13 protein-coding genes, 4 tRNA genes and 3 pseudogenes are annotated in these 18,665 nt (G+C 59.5%); 2 read left to right on the top strand and 18 right to left on the bottom strand.

Annotation, left to right across the window (positions count from 1 at the left end):
• Positions 1-5: 5 nt before the first annotated feature.
• The 18 genes and pseudogenes from rpsL to ilvD form a co-directional block, all read right to left on the bottom strand.
• Positions 6-382: pseudogene (gene rpsL, locus NQE15_RS02180) on the bottom strand (30S ribosomal protein S12).
• 156 nt (positions 383-538) lie between these two features.
• Positions 539-4,750: a DNA-directed RNA polymerase subunit beta' gene (gene rpoC / locus NQE15_RS02175; RefSeq protein WP_265946091.1), complete on the bottom strand. Its 4,212-nt coding sequence runs from the start codon at positions 4,748-4,750 to the stop codon at positions 539-541.
• A 21-nt stretch (positions 4,751-4,771) separates the two neighbouring features.
• Complete coding sequence (rpoB, locus tag NQE15_RS02170) at positions 4,772-9,055, bottom strand: DNA-directed RNA polymerase subunit beta (protein WP_265946089.1); 4,284 nt, start codon at positions 9,053-9,055, stop codon at positions 4,772-4,774.
• A gap of 206 nt (positions 9,056-9,261) precedes the next feature.
• Positions 9,262-9,630: a 50S ribosomal protein L7/L12 gene (gene rplL, locus NQE15_RS02165; protein WP_265946087.1), complete on the bottom strand. Its 369-nt coding sequence runs from the start codon at positions 9,628-9,630 to the stop codon at positions 9,262-9,264.
• A gap of 37 nt (positions 9,631-9,667) precedes the next feature.
• Positions 9,668-10,165: a 50S ribosomal protein L10 gene (gene rplJ, locus NQE15_RS02160; RefSeq protein ID WP_265946085.1), complete on the bottom strand. Its 498-nt coding sequence runs from the start codon at positions 10,163-10,165 to the stop codon at positions 9,668-9,670.
• Between the two features lie 229 nt (positions 10,166-10,394).
• Positions 10,395-11,090 carry a 50S ribosomal protein L1 gene (gene rplA, locus NQE15_RS02155; RefSeq protein ID WP_265946084.1) on the bottom strand — a complete coding sequence of 232 codons (696 nt, stop codon included), beginning with the start codon at positions 11,088-11,090 and terminating at the stop codon, positions 10,395-10,397.
• Between the two features lie 2 nt (positions 11,091-11,092).
• Entirely contained in the window at positions 11,093-11,524 is a 432-nt protein-coding gene (rplK, locus tag NQE15_RS02150; protein ID WP_265946083.1) for a 50S ribosomal protein L11, read from the bottom strand.
• Between the two features lie 109 nt (positions 11,525-11,633).
• On the bottom strand, positions 11,634-12,167 hold the full coding sequence (gene nusG / locus NQE15_RS02145) for a transcription termination/antitermination protein NusG (RefSeq protein WP_265946082.1): 534 nt from the start codon (positions 12,165-12,167) through the stop codon (positions 11,634-11,636).
• Complete coding sequence (gene secE, locus NQE15_RS02140; RefSeq protein ID WP_265946081.1) at positions 12,164-12,517, bottom strand: preprotein translocase subunit SecE; 354 nt, start codon at positions 12,515-12,517, stop codon at positions 12,164-12,166. The genes nusG and secE overlap by 4 nt, the downstream gene beginning before the upstream one ends.
• 24 nt (positions 12,518-12,541) lie before the next feature.
• Positions 12,542-12,617 (bottom strand) — tRNA-Trp (locus tag NQE15_RS02135).
• 63 nt (positions 12,618-12,680) lie between these two features.
• Complete coding sequence (gene tuf / locus NQE15_RS02130; RefSeq protein WP_265946079.1) at positions 12,681-13,871, bottom strand: elongation factor Tu; 1,191 nt, start codon at positions 13,869-13,871, stop codon at positions 12,681-12,683.
• A gap of 53 nt (positions 13,872-13,924) precedes the next feature.
• Positions 13,925-13,999: transfer RNA gene (locus NQE15_RS02125), tRNA-Thr, on the bottom strand.
• Positions 14,000-14,028: 29 nt separating this feature from the next.
• Positions 14,029-14,102 (bottom strand) — tRNA-Gly (locus NQE15_RS02120).
• Between the two features lie 40 nt (positions 14,103-14,142).
• A tRNA-Tyr gene (locus tag NQE15_RS02115) sits at positions 14,143-14,227 on the bottom strand.
• Between the two features lie 96 nt (positions 14,228-14,323).
• Positions 14,324-14,631: pseudogene (locus NQE15_RS02110) on the bottom strand (c-type cytochrome).
• A 162-nt stretch (positions 14,632-14,793) separates the two neighbouring features.
• Entirely contained in the window at positions 14,794-15,144 is a 351-nt protein-coding gene (locus tag NQE15_RS02105) for a LysE family transporter (protein WP_323054942.1), read from the bottom strand.
• Positions 15,057-15,413, bottom strand: coding sequence for a LysE family transporter (locus NQE15_RS23765; RefSeq protein WP_323054941.1), 357 nt, complete (start codon positions 15,411-15,413; stop codon positions 15,057-15,059). Before NQE15_RS23765 ends, NQE15_RS02105 begins: the two co-directional genes overlap by 88 nt.
• Positions 15,410-17,266 (bottom strand): dihydroxy-acid dehydratase, encoded by a 1,857-nt coding sequence (ilvD, locus tag NQE15_RS02100; protein ID WP_265946077.1) that lies wholly within the window; start codon positions 17,264-17,266, stop codon positions 15,410-15,412. Before ilvD ends, NQE15_RS23765 begins: the two co-directional genes overlap by 4 nt.
• Before the next feature lie 89 nt (positions 17,267-17,355).
• Between ilvD and lgt the strand changes: the two are divergent.
• Together lgt and NQE15_RS02090 are read left to right on the top strand one after the other, a co-directional pair.
• A pseudogene (gene lgt / locus NQE15_RS02095) lies at positions 17,356-18,146 on the top strand (prolipoprotein diacylglyceryl transferase).
• A 40-nt stretch (positions 18,147-18,186) separates the two neighbouring features.
• Positions 18,187-18,663 (top strand): VOC family protein, encoded by a 477-nt coding sequence (locus NQE15_RS02090; protein ID WP_265946075.1) that lies wholly within the window; start codon positions 18,187-18,189, stop codon positions 18,661-18,663.
• Positions 18,664-18,665: the final 2 nt, after the last annotated feature.

Raw genomic sequence — 18,665 nt, 5'->3', positions numbered from 1 at the left:
ATAAATCAAGCAGCCTTCGGACGCTTGGCCCCGTACTTGGAACGGACTGCTTACGATCCTTGACGCCCTGGGTGTCCAGGGAGCCACGCACGGTGTGGTAACGCACACCAGGCAAATCCTTGACGCGGCCACCACGGATCAGGACCACAGAGTGCTCCTGCAGGTTGTGGCCTTCACCACCGATATAGGAAATGACTTCAAAGCCATTCGTCAGACGAACCTTGCACACCTTACGCAGTGCGGAGTTCGGTTTTTTCGGGGTGGTGGTATAGACGCGGGTACAAACACCACGCTTCTGCGGGCACTTTTCCAGAGCAGGAACCTTGCTCTTGGTGACCTCGGCAACGCGCGGCTTGCGCACGAGCTGATTGATAGTCGGCATATCGAACTTCCTTCAACGACCGGGCACCAACAGAAGGTGCGCGACGGCAATTTTGTTATCCAAAGCAGAGACAATGATTAGCCTCTGCCGACAAAGACCATAGATTCTATGGTTGATCAACCCCCATGTCAACGAGACATGAGGGTTGCTATTGACTTACAGACCCTGATCAACTTCCTGCGTTGCATTCTCCGCAGTCGGCGCTTCGATCGGCCGGGTCGCGGCAATATCTTCGCCGGCCATCTGGGCCTTGCGGCTGCGGTGGTAGGCAAGCCCCGTACCGGCCGGGATCAGGCGCCCGACGATCACGTTTTCCTTGAGACCACGCAGCTCATCGCGCTTACCCATGATGGCAGCCTCGGTGAGAACACGCGTGGTTTCCTGGAAGGACGCCGCGGAAATGAACGAGTCGGTCGACAACGAAGCCTTGGTAATACCCAGCAGCATGTGCTCGAAAGTAGCCGGCAGCTTGCCTTCGGCGATCACGCGATCATTTTCCGCCAACAGTTCAGCACGCTCCACCTGTTCGGACTTGATGAACTTGGTGTCGCCCGCCTCAACGATGGTGATACGGCGCAGCATCTGGCGGACAATCACTTCAATGTGCTTGTCGTTGATCTTCACACCCTGCAGACGATAGACGTCCTGCACCTCGTCGGTAATGTAGCGAGCCAGCGACTCGACACCTTGCAGACGCAGGATGTCGTGCGGATCGGGCAGACCTTCGACGATCTTCTCACCCTTATTGACCACCTGACCGTCGTGCACCAGCACATGCTTGTCCTTCGGAATCAGGAACTCGTGGACATTGCCGTCGAGGTCGGTGATGACCAGACGCTGCTTGCCCTTGGTGTCCTTGCCGAAGCTGATGGTGCCGGTGACCTCGGCGAGCACGGAAGCATCCTTCGGGGTGCGCGCTTCGAACAGTTCAGCGACACGCGGCAGACCGCCGGTGATGTCGCGGGTCTTGGCGGACTCTTGCGGCATGCGGGCGAGGACATCGCCGACACCGACCTGCTGGCCATCAACTACCGAAATGATCGAACCAACCTGGAAGGCGATCGAGACGTGGTGATCGCTACCGGCAATCTTGACTTCCATACCGTTTTCGTCGAGCAGCTTGACCACAGGACGCACGCCCTTGGTCGCTGCCTTGCCACCGCGCTTGTGGTCGATAACGACCAGCGTAGACAAGCCGGTCACATCATCGACCTGCTTGGCAACGGTGACGCCCTCTTCGACATTCTCGAAGCGGACGGTACCGGCGTATTCGGTGACGATCGGACGGGTGTGCGGATCCCAGTTGGCCAGCTTGGCGCCAGCCTTGACGATCTTGCCTTCGTCAGCAGCCAGCGTGGCACCGTAAGGCACCTTGTGGCGCTCACGCTCACGGCCGTGGTCGTCGGTAATCAGCACTTCGCCGGAGCGGGAGATGACAACCTTCTCGCCCTTGGCACTGGTCACGTAACGCATGTTGGAGGTGTAGCGGACGGTACCGGCCGATTTGGCCTCGACCTGCGACGCAACAGCGGCACGGGAAGCGGCACCGCCGACGTGGAAGGTACGCATGGTCAGCTGGGTGCCTGGTTCGCCGATCGACTGCGCAGCGATAACGCCAATCGCTTCACCGGCATTGACCATCATGCCACGGCCGAGGTCGCGGCCATAGCACTTGGCGCACAGGCCGTAACGCGTGTCGCAGGAGAGCGGAGTACGCACCTTGACTTCGTCGATGCCGAGTTTGTCGATCAGGTCGACCAGATCCTCATCCAGCATGGTGCCAGCGAAGATGACGGTCTCCTGGGTTTCCGGATCGACCAGATCGTCGACCGTGACGCGACCAAGGATACGCTCGCGCAACGGCTCGATAACCTCGCCGCCTTCGACCAGAGCCTTAACGGCGAAACCGTTCTGGGTACCGCAGTCGTCCTCGGTGATCACCAGATCCTGAGTCACGTCGACCAGACGACGGGTCAGGTAACCCGAGTTGGCGGTCTTCAGTGCGGTATCGGCCAGACCCTTACGCGCGCCGTGGGTTGAGATGAAGTACTGAAGAACGTTCAGGCCTTCACGGAAGTTGGTGGTAATCGGGGTTTCGATAATCGAACCATCCGGCTTCGCCATCAGGCCGCGCATACCAGCCAGCTGGCGAATCTGGGCAGCCGAACCGCGGGCGCCGGAGTCGGCCATCATGTAGATGGAATTGAAGGACTCCTGCTTGACCTTCTTGCCATGGCGGTCGATGGTATCCTCGTGGCCGAGTTCGTCCATCATCACCTTGGCGACCTGGTCACCGGTACGGCCCCAGATATCGACGACCTTGTTGTAACGTTCGCCCTGGGTAACCAGACCGTTCGTGTACTGGGTCTCGATTTCCTTGACCTCGGCTTCGGCGGCGGAAATGATTTCGTATTTCTTGCTCGGCACCAGCATGTCGTCCGAACAGAAGGAAATACCAGCCCGGGTCGCCAGCGCGTAACCGTTCTGCATCAGCTTGTCGGCGAAAACGACGGTTTCCTTGAGGCCGCAACGACGAAAAGATTCGTCGATCAGCTTGGAGATTTCCTTCTTCTTCAGGGCGCGGTCGATGACCTTGAAGGGCAGGCCCTTCGGCAGAATCTTCGAGAGCAGGGCACGACCGGCCGTGGTTTCGACGCGGACGATCTTCTCGGTCCATTCGCCATCGACGGCAGCCGGTTCGTATTGCGTCAGACGAACCGAAATCCGCGACTGGACGTCGAGTTCCTTGGCCGCCATGGCGCGTTCGATTTCGGCGATGTCAGCGAAGTACATGCCTTCGCCCTTGCCGTTGATCTTCTCGCGGGTCGCGTAGTACAGACCCAACACGATATCCTGCGACGGCACGATGATCGGCTGGCCGTTGGCCGGCGACAGCACGTTGTTCGAGGCCAGCATCAGGGTGCGGGCTTCCATCTGGGCTTCGAGGGACAGCGGCACGTGAACAGCCATCTGGTCACCATCGAAGTCGGCGTTGAAGGCGGCGCAGACGAGCGGGTGCAGCTGGATGGCCTTGCCTTCGATCAGGGTCGGTTCGAACGCCTGGATACCGAGGCGGTGCAGGGTCGGCGCCCGGTTCAGCATGACCGGATGTTCGCGGATGACATCTTCGAGGATGTCCCAAACCACTGGTTCCTGGCCTTCGACCATCTTCTTGGCTTGCTTGATGGTCGTGGCGTAGCCGAGCACTTCCAGCTTGTGGAAGATGAAGGGCTTGAACAGTTCGAGCGCCATCAGCTTGGGCAGGCCGCACTGATGCAGCTTGAGCTGCGGACCGACCACGATGACCGAACGGCCGGAGTAGTCGACGCGCTTACCGAGCAAGTTCTGGCGGAAACGACCGCCCTTGCCCTTGATCATGTCGGCCAGCGACTTCAGCGGACGCTTGTTGGCACCGGTCATCGCCTTGCCGCGGCGGCCGTTGTCGAGCAGGGAGTCGACCGACTCCTGCAGCATGCGCTTTTCGTTGCGGACGATGATTTCCGGGGCCTTCAGCTCGAGCAGACGCTTCAGACGGTTGTTGCGGTTGATGACGCGACGATAGAGGTCGTTGAGGTCGGAGGTCGCGAAGCGGCCGCCGTCCAGCGGGACCAGCGGACGCAGGTCCGGCGGCAGGACCGGCAGGACTTCGAGGATCATCCAGTCCGGCTTGATGCCAGATTTCTGGAAACCTTCGAGAATCTTCAGACGCTTGGCCAGCTTCTTGTTCTTGGCTTCGGAACCGGTGACTTCGAGTTCGGCGCGTAGCGATTCGACTTCGCTGTTGAGGTCGAGGTTGCGCAGCAGTTCGCGGATGCCCTCGGCCCCCATGAATGCGGTGAACTCGTCGCCGTGCTCTTCCATCATCTCCAGATATTGCTCTTCGGTGAGCAGCTGGGCACGCTGGAGGTTGCTGACCATTCCGGGATCGGTCACGACATAGGCTTCGAAGTACAGGACGCGCTCAATATCGCGCAACGTCATGTCGAGCACCATGCCGAGACGGGACGGCAGGGACTTCAGGAACCAGATGTGGGCGGTCGGCGAGGCCAGTTCGATGTGACCCATGCGGTCACGGCGAACCTTGGCCAGCGTCACTTCGACGCCGCACTTCTCGCAGATCACGCCACGGTGCTTGAGGCGCTTGTACTTGCCGCACAGGCACTCGTAGTCCTTGATCGGGCCAAAGATCTTGGCGCAGAACAGGCCGTCGCGCTCGGGCTTGAAGGTCCGGTAGTTGATGGTTTCCGGCTTCTTGACTTCGCCGTAGGACCAGGAACGGATCTTTTCGGGCGAAGCGAGGCCAATGGTAATCGCGTCGAATTCCTCTTCGGCGGTTACCTGCTTGAATAGATCGAGCAATGCTTTCATCGTTTAACTCCCAGCCCTAAATCAGTAACGTTCCAGATCGATATCGATCGCCAGCGAACGGATTTCCTTGACCAGCACATTGAAGGATTCCGGCATGCCGGCATCGATACGGTGCTCGCCCTTGACGATGTTTTCGTACACCTTGGTACGGCCATTCACGTCATCGGACTTCACGGTCAGCATTTCCTGCAGCACGTAAGCTGCACCATAAGCCTCCAGCGCCCACACTTCCATTTCACCGAAGCGCTGGCCACCGAACTGTGCCTTGCCGCCCAGCGGCTGCTGGGTAACCAGGGAGTACGGGCCAGTCGAACGGGCGTGCATCTTGTCGTCAACCAAGTGATGCAGCTTCAGGTAGTGCATGTAGCCAACCGTAACCGGACGCTCGAAAGCTTCACCGGTCCGGCCATCAAACAGCGTCATCTGGCCCGAGGAGGGCATGCCGGCCAAGGCCAACATCGCCTTGATTTCCTCTTCCTTGGCGCCGTCGAACACCGGAGTGGCGAACGGCACGCCGTTTTGCAGATTGCCGGCCATCTCCATCACTTCGACATCGGTCAGCTCTTCAAGGTTCTCGGCCTTGCCGCTGGAGTTGTAGACCGTGTCCAGGAAGCCGCGCATTTCCTTGACGCTGGACTGGGCACGCAGCATGGCACCAATCTTGTGACCGAGGCCCTTGGCGGCGAGGCCGAGGTGCACTTCGAGAATCTGACCGACGTTCATCCGGGACGGTACGCCGAGCGGGTTGAGCACGATATCGACCGGGCTGCCATCTTCCATGTGCGGCATGTCTTCGACCGGCAGGATGCGGGAAACCACACCCTTGTTACCGTGCCGGCCGGCCATCTTGTCGCCGGGCTGCAGGCGACGTTTGACCGCGACATAGACCTTGACCATCTTCTGCACACCCGGCGGCAGTTCGTCACCCTGGGTCAGCTTCTTGCGCTTGGCTTCAAAGGCCAGATCGAAGTCCTTGCGCGCCTGTTCCAGGCCATCCTTGACCTGTTCCAGTTGCAGCGCGGCGTCGTCGTCGGCCAGACGGATGTCGAACCAGTGGTGCGGATCCATCCCGTCGAGATAAGCCTGATCGATCACCGAGCCCTTGGCCAGCTTCTTCGGGCCGCCATTGGCCTTCTTGTTGAGAATCAGACGACCAACCCGCTCAAAGGCATCGCGTTCGACGATCCGCATCTGGTCGGCCAGATCGAGCTTGTAGTGACGCAGGTGCTCGTCGATGATCGACTGGGCGCGCTTGTCACGCTCGATGCCTTCACGGGTGAACACCTGGACGTCGATGACAGTACCGGCGATGCCCGAGGGAACGCGTAGCGAGGTGTCCTTAACGTCGGAGGCCTTTTCGCCGAAGATGGCGCGCAGCAGCTTTTCTTCCGGCGTCAGCTGGGTCTCGCCCTTGGGGGTAACCTTGCCGACCAGAACGTCGGCGGCTTCGACTTCGGCGCCGATATAGACGATGCCGGAATCATCCAGACGGGAGAGCTGAAGTTCGCCCAGCGACGCGATGTCGCGGGTGATTTCTTCAGGGCCGAGCTTCGTGTCGCGGGCAACGACCGTCAGTTCCTTGATATGGATCGAGGTGTAACGGTCTTCGGCAACGACGCGTTCGGAGATCAGGATCGAGTCTTCGAAGTTGTAGCCGTTCCACGGCATGAAGGCGATCAGCATATTCTGGCCGAGAGCCAGTTCGCCCTTGTCGGTAGAAGCGCCATCGGCCACCACATCGCCCTTGGCGATGATGTCGCCAACGCGGACCAGCGGGCGCTGGTTGATGTTGGTGTTCTGGTTGGAACGGGTGTACTTGACCAGATTGTAGATATCGACGCCGACTTCGCCGGCAATCGTTTCATTGTCGTTAACCCGAACCACGACGCGGCCGGCATCGACATAGTCGACCTTGCCACCGCGCAATGCGACAACAGCGGTACCCGAGTCGACCGCAACGGTACGCTCGATACCGGTGCCAACCAGCGGCTTTTCCGGACGCAGACAGGGGACGGCCTGACGCTGCATGTTGGCGCCCATCAAGGCGCGGTTCGCGTCATCGTGCTCAAGGAAGGGAATCAGCGAAGCGGCCACCGAGACGATCTGACCAGGTGCCACGTCCATATACTGAACGCGTGCCGGTTCGGCGAGGATGGTTTCACCCTTTTCGCGACAGGTCACCAGGTCATCGGAGAGGCGACCCGCTTCGTCGAGCGACGAATTGGCCTGGGCAACGACGTAGTTGCCTTCCTCGATGGCCGACAGGTATTCGATGTCATTGGTCACCTGGCCGCCATTCACCTTGCGGTAAGCGGTTTCGATGAAGCCGTAGTCATTTACGCGGGCAAACAGGGCCAGCGAGTTGATCAGACCGATGTTCGGGCCTTCCGGCGTTTCGATCGGGCAGACGCGACCGTAGTGGGTCGGATGCACGTCGCGCACTTCGAAGCCGGCACGTTCGCGAGTCAGACCGCCCGGGCCAAGAGCCGAAACGCGGCGCTTGTGGGTGATTTCGGACAGCGGATTGGTCTGGTCCATGAACTGCGACAACTGGCTGGACCCGAAGAATTCCTTGATCGCGGCACTGATCGGCTTCGCGTTGATCAGGTCGTGCGGCATCAGGTTGTCGGATTCAGCTTGCGACAGGCGCTCCTTGACAGCGCGCTCGACACGAACCAGGCCGGCACGGAACTGGTTTTCGGCCAGTTCGCCGACCGAACGGACGCGACGATTGCCAAGGTGATCGATGTCGTCGATTTCACCGCGACCATTGCGCAGATCGACGAGAATCTTGATGACTTCGACGATGTCGCGCGGCGACAGGGTCAACTGTTCCCGCACTTCGGCATTGGCGCCCAGCGGCTTGATCTTGGCAGCCAGGGCTTCGGCTTCGGCCAGCGTCAGGTTCTCGGAGAAGGCACGCGGGCCATACGGCAGCAGGCCGACCAGATCCTGGATGACCGGCAGCGGAAAGCCCGAGCCTTCGGCCAGGTTCTTCAGCGCAGCTTCGGCACGCGAAGCCAGATTCTTGACCGTAACCTTGTATTCAATGACATCCGGACGGGTCAGACGGCGATTGAACTTCATCCGGCCAACGCCGGAAAGATCGTAACGCTCGTCCGAGTAGAAGAGGCCGTTGAAGAGGATCTCGACGGCTTCCTCGGTCGGCGGCTCACCCGGACGCATCATGCGGTAAATGGCGACGCGTGCAGCCTGGCGGGTCGCCGTTTCGTCGGCCCGCAGCGTATTGGAGATGAAGGCACCGCGGTCGAGCTCGTTGGTATACAGCGTCTCGATAGTGGTGATTTCAGCTTCGCGCAGTTTGGCGAGCAGCGTTTCGGTAATTTCGTCATTGGCATTGGCAACGACTTCGCCCGTCGCCTTGTCGATCAGATTACGCGCCACAACGCGGCCGATGATGAAGTCTTCCGGCACGACGAGCTGCTGCATCGAAGCGGCGGCGATATCGCGGATATGCTTGGCGGTAATGCGCTTGTCCTTGGCAACGATAACCTTGCCATCGGGGGCGACAAAATCGAAGCGCGCCACTTCACCGCGCAGACGTTCGGGAACCAGTGTGAACTCGACCTTTTCCTTGCCGAGCAGGAAGGTATCGAAGTCGAAGAACTGGTCAAGGATTTCCTCGGACGACATGCCGATCGCCTTGAGCAGCGTGGTCACCGGCATCTTGCGGCGACGGTCGACGCGGAAGAACAAGGTGTCCTTCGGATCGAATTCAAAATCCAGCCAGGAACCGCGGTAAGGAATGATGCGTGCTGAGAACAGCAGTTTGCCCGAGCTGTGGGTTTTACCCCGATCATGCTCGAAGAAGACGCCAGGAGAGCGGTGCAACTGGGAAACGATGACCCGCTCGGTGCCGTTGATCACGAAGGAACCATTGGTCGTCATGAGCGGAATCTCGCCCATATAGACTTCCTGCTCCTTAACTTCCTTCACGGTGTCCGGTGCTTCGCGATCCATGATGACCAGTCGCACCCGGGCACGCAGGGATGAGGCAAAGGTCAGGCCACGTTGCTGGCACTCGGTGACGTCGAATGCCGGAGCGCCCAGAAGGTAGCTCACGAACTCGAGGCGCGCATTGCCAGAGTGGGAAACAATCGGAAAGATCGAGGTAAATGCAGCCTGCAGGCCTTCATTTTTCCGTTTCTCGGCAGCGACTTCATCTTGCAGGAAGTCCTTGAAGGACTGCAATTGGGTCGCCAACAAGTAGGGAACGTCCAGCACGCTGGCGCGCTTGGCGAAGCTCTTGCGGATGCGTTTCTTCTCGGTGAAGGAGTAAGTCATGGTAACTCCGTGAGGATAAAATCAAACATAGAACCTGTCGAAACAGGCAAACGCAAACAAGCTCTCCTCCCTTGACAGGAAGAGGAAAGCATCGTTTGCGTTTGCCGCTTGGCGTTATTCAAGTTCGCTTTTGGTTCAATGAAACCTGTAGTACAAAGCACAAAAGGGCTGGCGGAAAAACCGCCAGCCCGAATTGCAAAAGTCGATTACTTGACTTCGACCTTGGCGCCTGCGTCTTCCAGTTGCTTCTTGAGGGCTTCGGCATCGGCCTTGGAAACGCCTTCCTTGACAGCCTTCGGAGCGCCATCAACCAGATCCTTGGCTTCCTTGAGGCCCAGACCGGTAACTGCACGCACGACCTTGATGACTTCAACCTTCTTGTCGCCGGCAGCATTGAGCATGACGGTGAATTCGGTCTGTTCTTCGACAGCAGCGGCGGCAGCAGCCGGGCCGGCAACGGCCATGGCAGCGGCGGAAACGCCAAACTTCTCTTCGAACGCCTTGACCAGGTCGTTCAGTTCCATAACGGTCAGGGCGCCAACGGCTTCCAGAATGTCTTCTTTGCTAATTGCCATTTCAAATAACTCCTAAATCAGTTCGTATGCGGTACGGTTAAGCAGTGGCTTCTTCGCGCTGCTTGGCCAGTGCAGCCAAGCCGCGGACAAAGCCGGCGACCGGAGCTTGCATGACATACAGTAGCTTGGAGAGCAGCTCTTCGCGGCTCGGGATGGAGGCAAGCGCCTGCACACCGGCTTTGTCGAGCACCTTGCCGGCGTAAGAACCGGCTTTCAGCACGAGCTTGTCGTTGGATTTTGCGAAATCGCTAAGAATCTTCGCAGCAGCAACCGGGTCGGCGGAGACGCTATAAATCAGCGGCCCGACCATTTGGTCAGCCAGGCCAGCGAACGGGGTGTCCGCGACCGCGCGACGAACCAAGGTATTCTTCAACACACGCAGATACACACCAGACTCGCGCGCCTTCCTGCGCAGCACAGTGAGGTCGACGACCCCAATGCCACGATATTCGGCAATCACGATGGTCTGTGCGTTGGCCACTTGTGCCGACACCTCAGCTACAACCGCTTTTTTGTCGTTCAGATTGAGACCCACAGGTCTTTCCTCCTTTCAAGTCATAACACGACGGGAAACATTCCCGCCGCACCTACGGCGACCTGAACCAGAAGCTATGCCGCCCGTTGCCGGTCGGCAGAAAATCTTGTTCTGGGACACCGTCTGCGCAGGGTGCTTTCGCGATTAAGCGCCGTTACCGGAGCGCCTGCGGTCTTTGACGATTCGCTGATTGCCGACAAAGCGGCAATCAACGACCCAAAGTACTTAATTAACCAACCAGGGTGGCCTGATCGACGCGAACGCCGGGGCCCATGGTGGCGGCAACGGCAACCTTGCGCAGGTACTGCCCCTTGGAGGAGGCAGGCTTCGCTTTCTGCAGCGCTTCGATCAGCGCCTTGAGGTTGGTTTCCAGATTCTCGACCGAGAAAGAAGCACGACCGATGGTCGCGTGCACGATACCGGCCTTGTCGGTACGGTACTGAACCTGACCGGCCTTGGCGTTCTTGACGGCGGTGGTGACATCCATGGTCACAGTACCGACCTTCGGGTTCGGCATCAGACCGCGCGGGCCGAGGATCTGGCCGAGTTGGCCGACGACCCTCATGGCATCCGGGGTAGCGATGACGACGTCGAAGTTCAGGTTACCGGCCTTGACTTCGGCAGCCAGGTCGTCGAAACCGACGACTTCAGCACCGGCAGCCTTGGCGGCCTCGGCCTTTTCGCCTTGGGCGAAGACAGCGACGCGAACGGACTTGCCCGTGCCAGCCGGCAGCACGACCGAGCCACGAACGACTTGGTCGGACTTGCGTGCGTCGACGCCGAGGTTAACGGCAACGTCAATCGACTCGTCGAATTTAGCAGTTGCGGTTTCCTTGGCCAGGGTCAGGGCTTCCTGAACCGGGTACAGCTTCTGGGCGACGATCTTGCCGGCCTGAGCCTTTTGCTTTTTCGTGAGCTTAGCCATGATTACAAACCCTCCACCGTGATGCCCATCGAGCGGGCGGAGCCGGCGATGGTGCGAACAGCCGCTTCAAGGTCGGCAGCGGTGAGATCCGGCTGCTTGGTCTTGGCGATTTCCTCAGCCTGGGCGCGTGTGATCTTGCCGACCTTGTCGGTATGCGGCTTGGCCGAACCGGACTTGATGCCGGCAGCCTTCTTGATCAGGATGGTGGCCGGCGGGGTCTTCATCACGAAGGTGAAAGACTTGTCCGCAAAGGCGGTGATCACAACCGGAATCGGCAGGCCCGGCTCGACGCCTTGCGTCTGGGCATTGAAAGCCTTGCAGAATTCCATGATGTTCAGACCGCGCTGACCCAGCGCGGGACCGATTGGGGGCGACGGATTCGCCTTGCCTGCCGGCACTTGCAGCTTGATGTAGCCAACAATTTTCTTGGCCATAATGGCTCCTAATTGATGAGTGGTAGCGCGCTTTCACAGACATTGCTGCCCATTACCAACGCTCCTCTTGCCGAGACGAAGGGCTCTCGGCTTGCCCTGAAACCAGCGCTCAGGCCTTCTCGACCTGACCGAACTCCAACTCGACTGGGGTTGCCCGACCAAAGATGGTCACGGAAACACGCAGGCGATTCTTTTCGTAATTGACGTCTTCGACCGAGCCATGGAAATCGGTAAACGGACCTTCCTTGACCCGCACCACTTCGCCAGCCTCGAACAGCACTTTGGGACGGGGTTTTTCAACACCTTCCTGCATTTGCTGCATGATTTTTTCGACTTCCTTTTCCGAAATCGGAGTTGGCTTAGTGGCAGTGCCACCGACAAAACCGGTGACCTTCGGGGTGTTTTTCACTAGGTGCCAGGAATCGTCGTCCATTTCCATTTCGCACAGCACATAGCCCGGGAAGAACTTGCGCTCGGAAATCGACTTCTGGCCGGATTTCATTTCGACGACCTCTTCGACCGGCACCAGGATGCGGCCGAATTTATCCTGCATCCCCAAACGGGTAATGCGCTCCTGAATGGCGCGCATCACACTTTTTTCAAAGCCGGAATAGGCGTGTACGACATACCAGCGTTTGCTCATGATTTCTTCCAGCCCAGCACGAGGTCATAGAGAACCCACTCGAGGCTCTTGTCAGTCAGATACAGGAAGACCGCCATGACCACCACGAAGGCGAAAACCGCCCCAGTGGTCTGCATGGTTTCCTTGCGGCTCGGCCAGACGACTTTCTTGGCTTCGACCACCGCCTCGTTGGCAAACACGAAAAAGCGTTGCCCCGGCTCGGTTTTCCAGGCCACGACAATTGCCAGCGCCAACCCGACAAGGACCGCCAGGACGCGCAAAATCATTGCCTGCTCAGAGAGCAGGTAGAAGCCAGCCACGCCAGCTGCCAGAATAACCAGCGCCAGCGCAAACTTGATCTTGTCAGCCATTACGTTCGCGATCTTTAAAGAGAGTGGCAGGGGCGGAGGGAATCGAACCCCCGACCTACGGTTTTGGAAACCGTTGCTCTACCAATTGAGCTACACCCCTGCTGCAGAAACATCAAGGCGCCCCGGTTTTCCGGAGCGCCTCTGAACTTTTGCTACCTATCGATTACTCGATGATCTTGGCGACGACACCGGCGCCGACGGTACGACCGCCTTCACGGATGGCAAAGCGCAGACCTTCTTCCATGGCGATCGGTGCGATCAGCTTGATGGTCATGGCGATATTGTCGCCCGGCATCACCATCTCGACGCCTTCCGGCAGATCGATGGAGCCGGTCACATCGGTCGTACGGAAGTAGAACTGCGGACGGTAACCGTTGAAGAACGGGGTGTGACGACCGCCTTCGTCCTTGGACAGGATGTACACTTCCGAGGTGAAGTGGGTGTGCGGCTTGACCGAACCCGGCTTGCACAGGACTTGGCCGCGCTCGACGTCTTCACGCTTGGTGCCGCGCAGCAGGGCGCCGATGTTGTCGCCGGCCTGACCTTGGTCAAGCAGCTTGCGGAACATTTCGACACCGGTACAGATGGTCTTGACGGTGGGGCGGATACCGACGATTTCGATTTCTTCGCCAACTTTGACGATGCCGCGCTCGACACGACCGGTGACGACGGTGCCGCGACCGGAGATCGAGAAGACGTCTTCAACTGGCATCAGGAAGGGCTGGTCAATGGCGCGCTCGGGATTCGGGATGTAGGTATCGAGGGCATCGGCCAGACGGAAGATCGACGGTTCGCCGATTTCGGACTGGTCACCTTCGAGGGCCTTCAGGGCGGAGCCATGAATGATCGGGGTGTCGTCGCCCGGGAAGTCGTACTTGGAGAGCAGTTCGCGCAGTTCCATTTCGACGAGTTCGAGCAGTTCGGCGTCGTCCACCATGTCGCACTTGTTCATGTACACCAGCACGTACGGCACGCCGACCTGACGGGCCAGCAGGATGTGCTCACGGGTCTGCGGCATCGGGCCGTCAGCGGCGGAACAGACGAGAATAGCACCGTCCATCTGGGCGGCACCGGTAATCATGTTCTTGACGTAGTCGGCGTGGCCCGGGCAGTCAACGTGGGCGTAGTGACGGTTGGCGGTTTCGTATTCGACGTGGGCGGTATTGATGGTAATACCACGAGCCTTTTCTTCCGGCGCCGCGTCAATTTCATCATACTTCTTGGCCGAACCACCAAACTTGGCGGACAACACGGTGGTGATCGCAGCAGTCAGCGTCGTCTTGCCATGGTCAACGTGACCAATCGTGCCAACGTTGACGTGCGGTTTCGTACGCTCGAATTTTTCCTTAGCCATTCCAGTTCCTCAATAATCAAATAAGTCAAAAATCCAGAATCCAAGCTAATCGGTGGTGCCCATGGGCAGGATCGAACTGCCGACCTCTCCCTTACCAAGGGAGTGCTCTACCACTGAGCCACATGGGCCTACCTTAAAACTCCGGCCGTACCGTGCATGGAGCGGGTGAAGGGAATCGAACCCTCGTCTTAAGCTTGGAAGGCTTCAGCTCTACCATTGAGCTACACCCGCTTATCCTTCGCCCGCAACACAGGCCGCTACAGCAAAAATCTGGTGGAGGGGGAAGGATTCGAACCTTCGAAGGCAGAGCCGACAGATTTACAGTCTGTTCCCGTTGACCGCTTGGGTACCCCTCCAGGGAACGCAAGATTATCCGGGCCTATTAAAACCCTGTCAACACTTTAACAATAAAAAAGCCGGCAAAAGCCGGCTTTTCGGTGAAGCGGAAGTGTTTACTTCTGGGAAAGAACCCAGGCAACCAGTTTCTTGGCCTCGTCGTCGGTGACGTTGTTGGGGGCATCGGGATTTCGCCCCAGGCGCCCTTGCCACCAGCCTTTACCTTGGCGGCCAGTGCTGCCGGAGCCTTGGCATCGCCCTTGTACTTGGCAGCGACATCCTTATAGGATGGGCCAACCAGCTTCTTGTCGATGGCGTGGCAGGACATGCAATTCTTGGCTTTGGCCAGCGCTTCGTCGGCGTGCGCCTGGCCTGCCATCACGATACCAGCGGCAGCCATCATGGCAACATAAACAGACTTCATTCTCTCGCTCCGATTGTCAGGTTGGTTGATAATACAGCGGCGGATGATAAAGCCCTTTTCCGCCCTTGCAAACCAGGCATCGCACTGAATCAGGGGAAAACGAGGAGTACAGCATCCGCCCTTAGTTAACGCCCGACGGCCTCAGGCGTTGACCTCGATTGCTCAAGAAGTTGGCGACGAAACAGCCAGCGCGGCACCGGCCGAAACAAACAGGGCACCAAAGGCCCGATTCTGCAGGCGTAGCAACTTGGGATCGTGCAGCCAGCGCCCCAGGCGAGCCGCAGTCAGCGCATAGCAGGACATCACGACGAGGTCGGTCAGGCAAAGCGTAATGGCGATGGTCACGTACTGTGACAACAAGGGATTCGTCGGATTGATGAACTGTGGGACAAGGGCGCCAATGAAAATGACCGCCTTGGGATTGGTCAGGTTAACCAACAATCCCTGGAGAAAAAGCCCCCGACGCGCCACCGTTGCGGCGCCGCCATCAACCGGCAGGGCTGCGCCCGCCATTTCTGGATACCCAGCCAGACCAGATATGCCGCACCGGCGAACTTGACTACTGCAAAGGCCGTCTCGGAAGCAGCCAGCAAGGTGCCGAAACCGATGGCGACTATGATGATCTGAACTAGGAGGGCGGCCTGCAAGCCCAGAATAACGACCAGTGCCGCCCGGTAGCCATGGCGCATGCCGGTGCTCATGCTGATGGCTGCCCCTGGCCCTGGCGTGACGGCGATCAGGACCGCCGCCAGCAGGAAAGCCAGCCAGATGGCCAGAGTCATTTACGCCGTTGAATTAGCGTCACGTCGCGCACCGCTCCCTTGTCGGCGGAGGTAGCCATCAGGGCGTAGGCCTGCAAGGCAGCCGAAACGACGCGCTCGCGGTTGACCGGGTGCCAGGCGGCATCGCCCTTGGCATCCATGGCGGCCCGCCGGCGCGCCAGTTCGGCATCGGAAACGGCCAGATGGATGCGGCGGTTCGGGATATCGATCTCGATGGTGTCGCCCTCCTCTACCAAACCGATGGCTCCGCCATCCGCTGCTTCCGGCGAGGCGTGACCGATCGACAAGCCCGAGGTGCCGCCCGAGAAACGACCATCGGTCAGCAGCGCACATTCCTTGCCCAGCCCCATCGACTTCAGATACGAGGTTGGATAGAGCATTTCCTGCATGCCGGGGCCGCCCTTGGGACCTTCATAGCGGATCACCACGACATCGCCGGCGACAATTTTCCCGGCCAGGATGCCCTCGACCGCAGTATCCTGGCTCTCGAAAACCCGCGCCTTGCCGGTGAATTTCCAGATCGACTCATCGACCCCGGCCGTCTTGACAATACAGCCATCAAGCGCAATGTTGCCGTGGAGCACAGCCAGCCCGCCATCCTGCGAATAAGCGTTGGCCTTGTTACGGATACAGCCATGGGTCCGGTCGAGATCGAGTTCGTTGTAGCGGCGATCCTGCGAGAAGGCGACCTGGGTTGGCACGCCACCCGGCGCCGCCTTGTAGAAATCATGCACCTTGACGTCGTGTTCACGCACGACATCCCAGCGATCGATCGCCTCGCCCAGCGTCTTGGCATGGACGTTCGGCACGTCGCGATGCAGCAGGCCGGCCCGGTCGAGCTCACCGAGAATGCCCATGATGCCACCGGCGCGATGGACGTCTTCGATGTGGTACTTGTCGGTCATCGGCGCCACCTTGCACAGGCAGGGCACCGAACGCGAGATGCGATCGATATCGGCCATCGTGAAATCAACCCCGGCTTCCTGCGCCGTGGCCAGGATGTGAAGCACGGTATTGGTCGAACCGCCCATTGCCACATCGAGGGTCATCGCATTTTCGAAGGCAGCCTTGGTGGCGATCGAACGCGGCAGCACCGAGGCATCGTCCTGCTCGTAGTAGCGCTTGCACAGTTCGACTATCTGGCGCCCGGCGCGCAGGAAAAGCTGCTTGCGGTCGGCGTGGGTGGCGACAACGGTACCGTTGCCAGGCAGGCTGAGGCCGAGCGCCTCGGTCAGACAGTTCATCGAGTTGGCGGTAAACATGCCCGAACAGGAACCGCAGGTCGGGCATGCCGAACGTTCGATCTCGTCCAGGTCAGCCTGGGAAACAGCGGCGTCGGCCGCCTTGACCATGGCATCGACGAGATCGAGGTGAACAACCTGGCCCTGCACCGTGACCTTGCCGGCTTCCATCGGGCCGCCGGAAACGAAGATCACCGGGATGTTGAGGCGCATGGCGGCCATCAGCATGCCCGGGGTGATCTTGTCGCAATTGGAGATGCAGACCATCGCGTCGGCGCAATGGGCATTGACCATGTACTCGACGGAGTCGGCGATCAGGTCGCGCGACGGCAGGGAATACAGCATGCCGCTGTGGCCCATGGCGATGCCGTCGTCGATCGCGATGGTATTGAATTCCTTGGCGACGCCGCCGGCCGCCTCGATCTCGCGGGCCACCATCTGGCCGAGGTCCTTGAGGTGCACGTGGCCCGGCACGAACTGGGTGAAGGAATTGACCACAGCGATGATCGGCTTGCCGAAATCGCCATCCTTCATGCCAGTGGCGCGCCACAGGGAGCGCGCGCCGGCCATGTTGCGACCATGGGTGGAAGTGCGGGAACGGTACTGGGGCATGACTCTCTCCGTCTGAAACTGTGCGCCGAAATTCTGTAACGAAAGGCGCGAACTATAATCGGGCAATTCTAGCCCACTCTGCGCCCCCAATGCTTCTTCACCCCCAGTTCGACCCCGTCGCTTTCACGCTTGGCCCCCTGTCGGTGCGTTGGTACGGTTTGATGTATCTCGTCGCCTTCGTTCAATTTATTTTGCTCGGCCGCTACCGGATCAAAACCCGCCCTGGCCTGCTCAGCGTCGAGCAACTAGACGACCTGCTCTTCTACGGCATGCTCGGCGTCATCATCGGCGGCCGACTCGGCCAGGTGCTGTTCTACGAGCCGGCCTACTTCCTCGCTCACCCGCTGGAAATCGTCGCCGTCTGGAAAGGCGGCATGAGCTTTCACGGTGGCTTTCTCGGCGTCTTGCTGGCGATGACCCTATGGACGCGCAAGCATGGCTTCGCCTGGCTCGATATCATGGATTTCGTCGCGCCGCTGGTGCCGCTTGGCCTGGCCGCCGGACGCCTCGGAAATTTCATCAATGGCGAACTCTGGGGCGCATCGCCGATCCCAGCCTGCCGTGGGCAATGATCTTCCCGCAGGCCGGCGACATGACGCCACGCCACCCCTCGCAGCTCTACCATATTGGACTCGAAGGGCTGGCGCTGTTCGCCATCCTTTGGTTGTACACCGCCCGCCCCCGACCTCGCGGCGCGGCGTCGGGCATTTTCCTGATCGGCTACGGCGCCTTCCGCTTCATCACCGAATTTTTCCGCGAACCGGACGCTGGCATTTTTGGCCAGTCCTACACGATCAGCATGGGCCAGTGGCTATCGCTGCCGATGATCCTGATCGGCCTTGGCCTGCTGGTGACGGCACACCGCAGGAAGCCTCTATAATTATGGATTACGTCTTTCAATCACCGACAGGAATCCACTCATGACACGTCCGTTCAAGGTTCTCGGCATCCAGCAAATCGCCATCGGCGGCCCTTCCAAGGAAAAGCTGCGCACTTTGTGGGTCGAGAAATTCGGCCTCGAAATCACCAGCACCTTCGTTTCCGAGCGCGAGAACGTCGACGAGGACATCTGCGCCATGGGCAGCGGACCATTCAAGGTCGAAGTCGACCTGATGCAGCCGCTCGACCCGGAAAAGAAGCCGGCCGTCCATGCCACGCCGCTCAATCACGTCGGCCTGTGGATCGACGACCTGCCCAAGGCCGTCGAATGGCTGTCGGCCAATGGCGTACGCTTCGCCCCCGGCGGCATCCGCAAGGGGGCGGCCGGTTTCGACATCACCTTCCTGCACCCCAAGGGCAACGAAGAATTTCCGATCGGCGGCGAAGGCGTGCTGATCGAATTGGTGCAGGCCCCGCCGGAAGTCGTCTCGGCCTTCGCCAAGCTGGCCGCTCAGTAAGA

Origin of the sequence: Dechloromonas sp. A34 (assembly GCF_026261605.1) — a bacterium.
Taxonomy (GTDB): Bacteria; Pseudomonadota; Gammaproteobacteria; order Burkholderiales; family Rhodocyclaceae; genus Azonexus.
The sequence above is the reverse complement of the archived record's forward strand: the minus strand, read 5'-3'. Positions and strand labels throughout refer to the sequence as shown.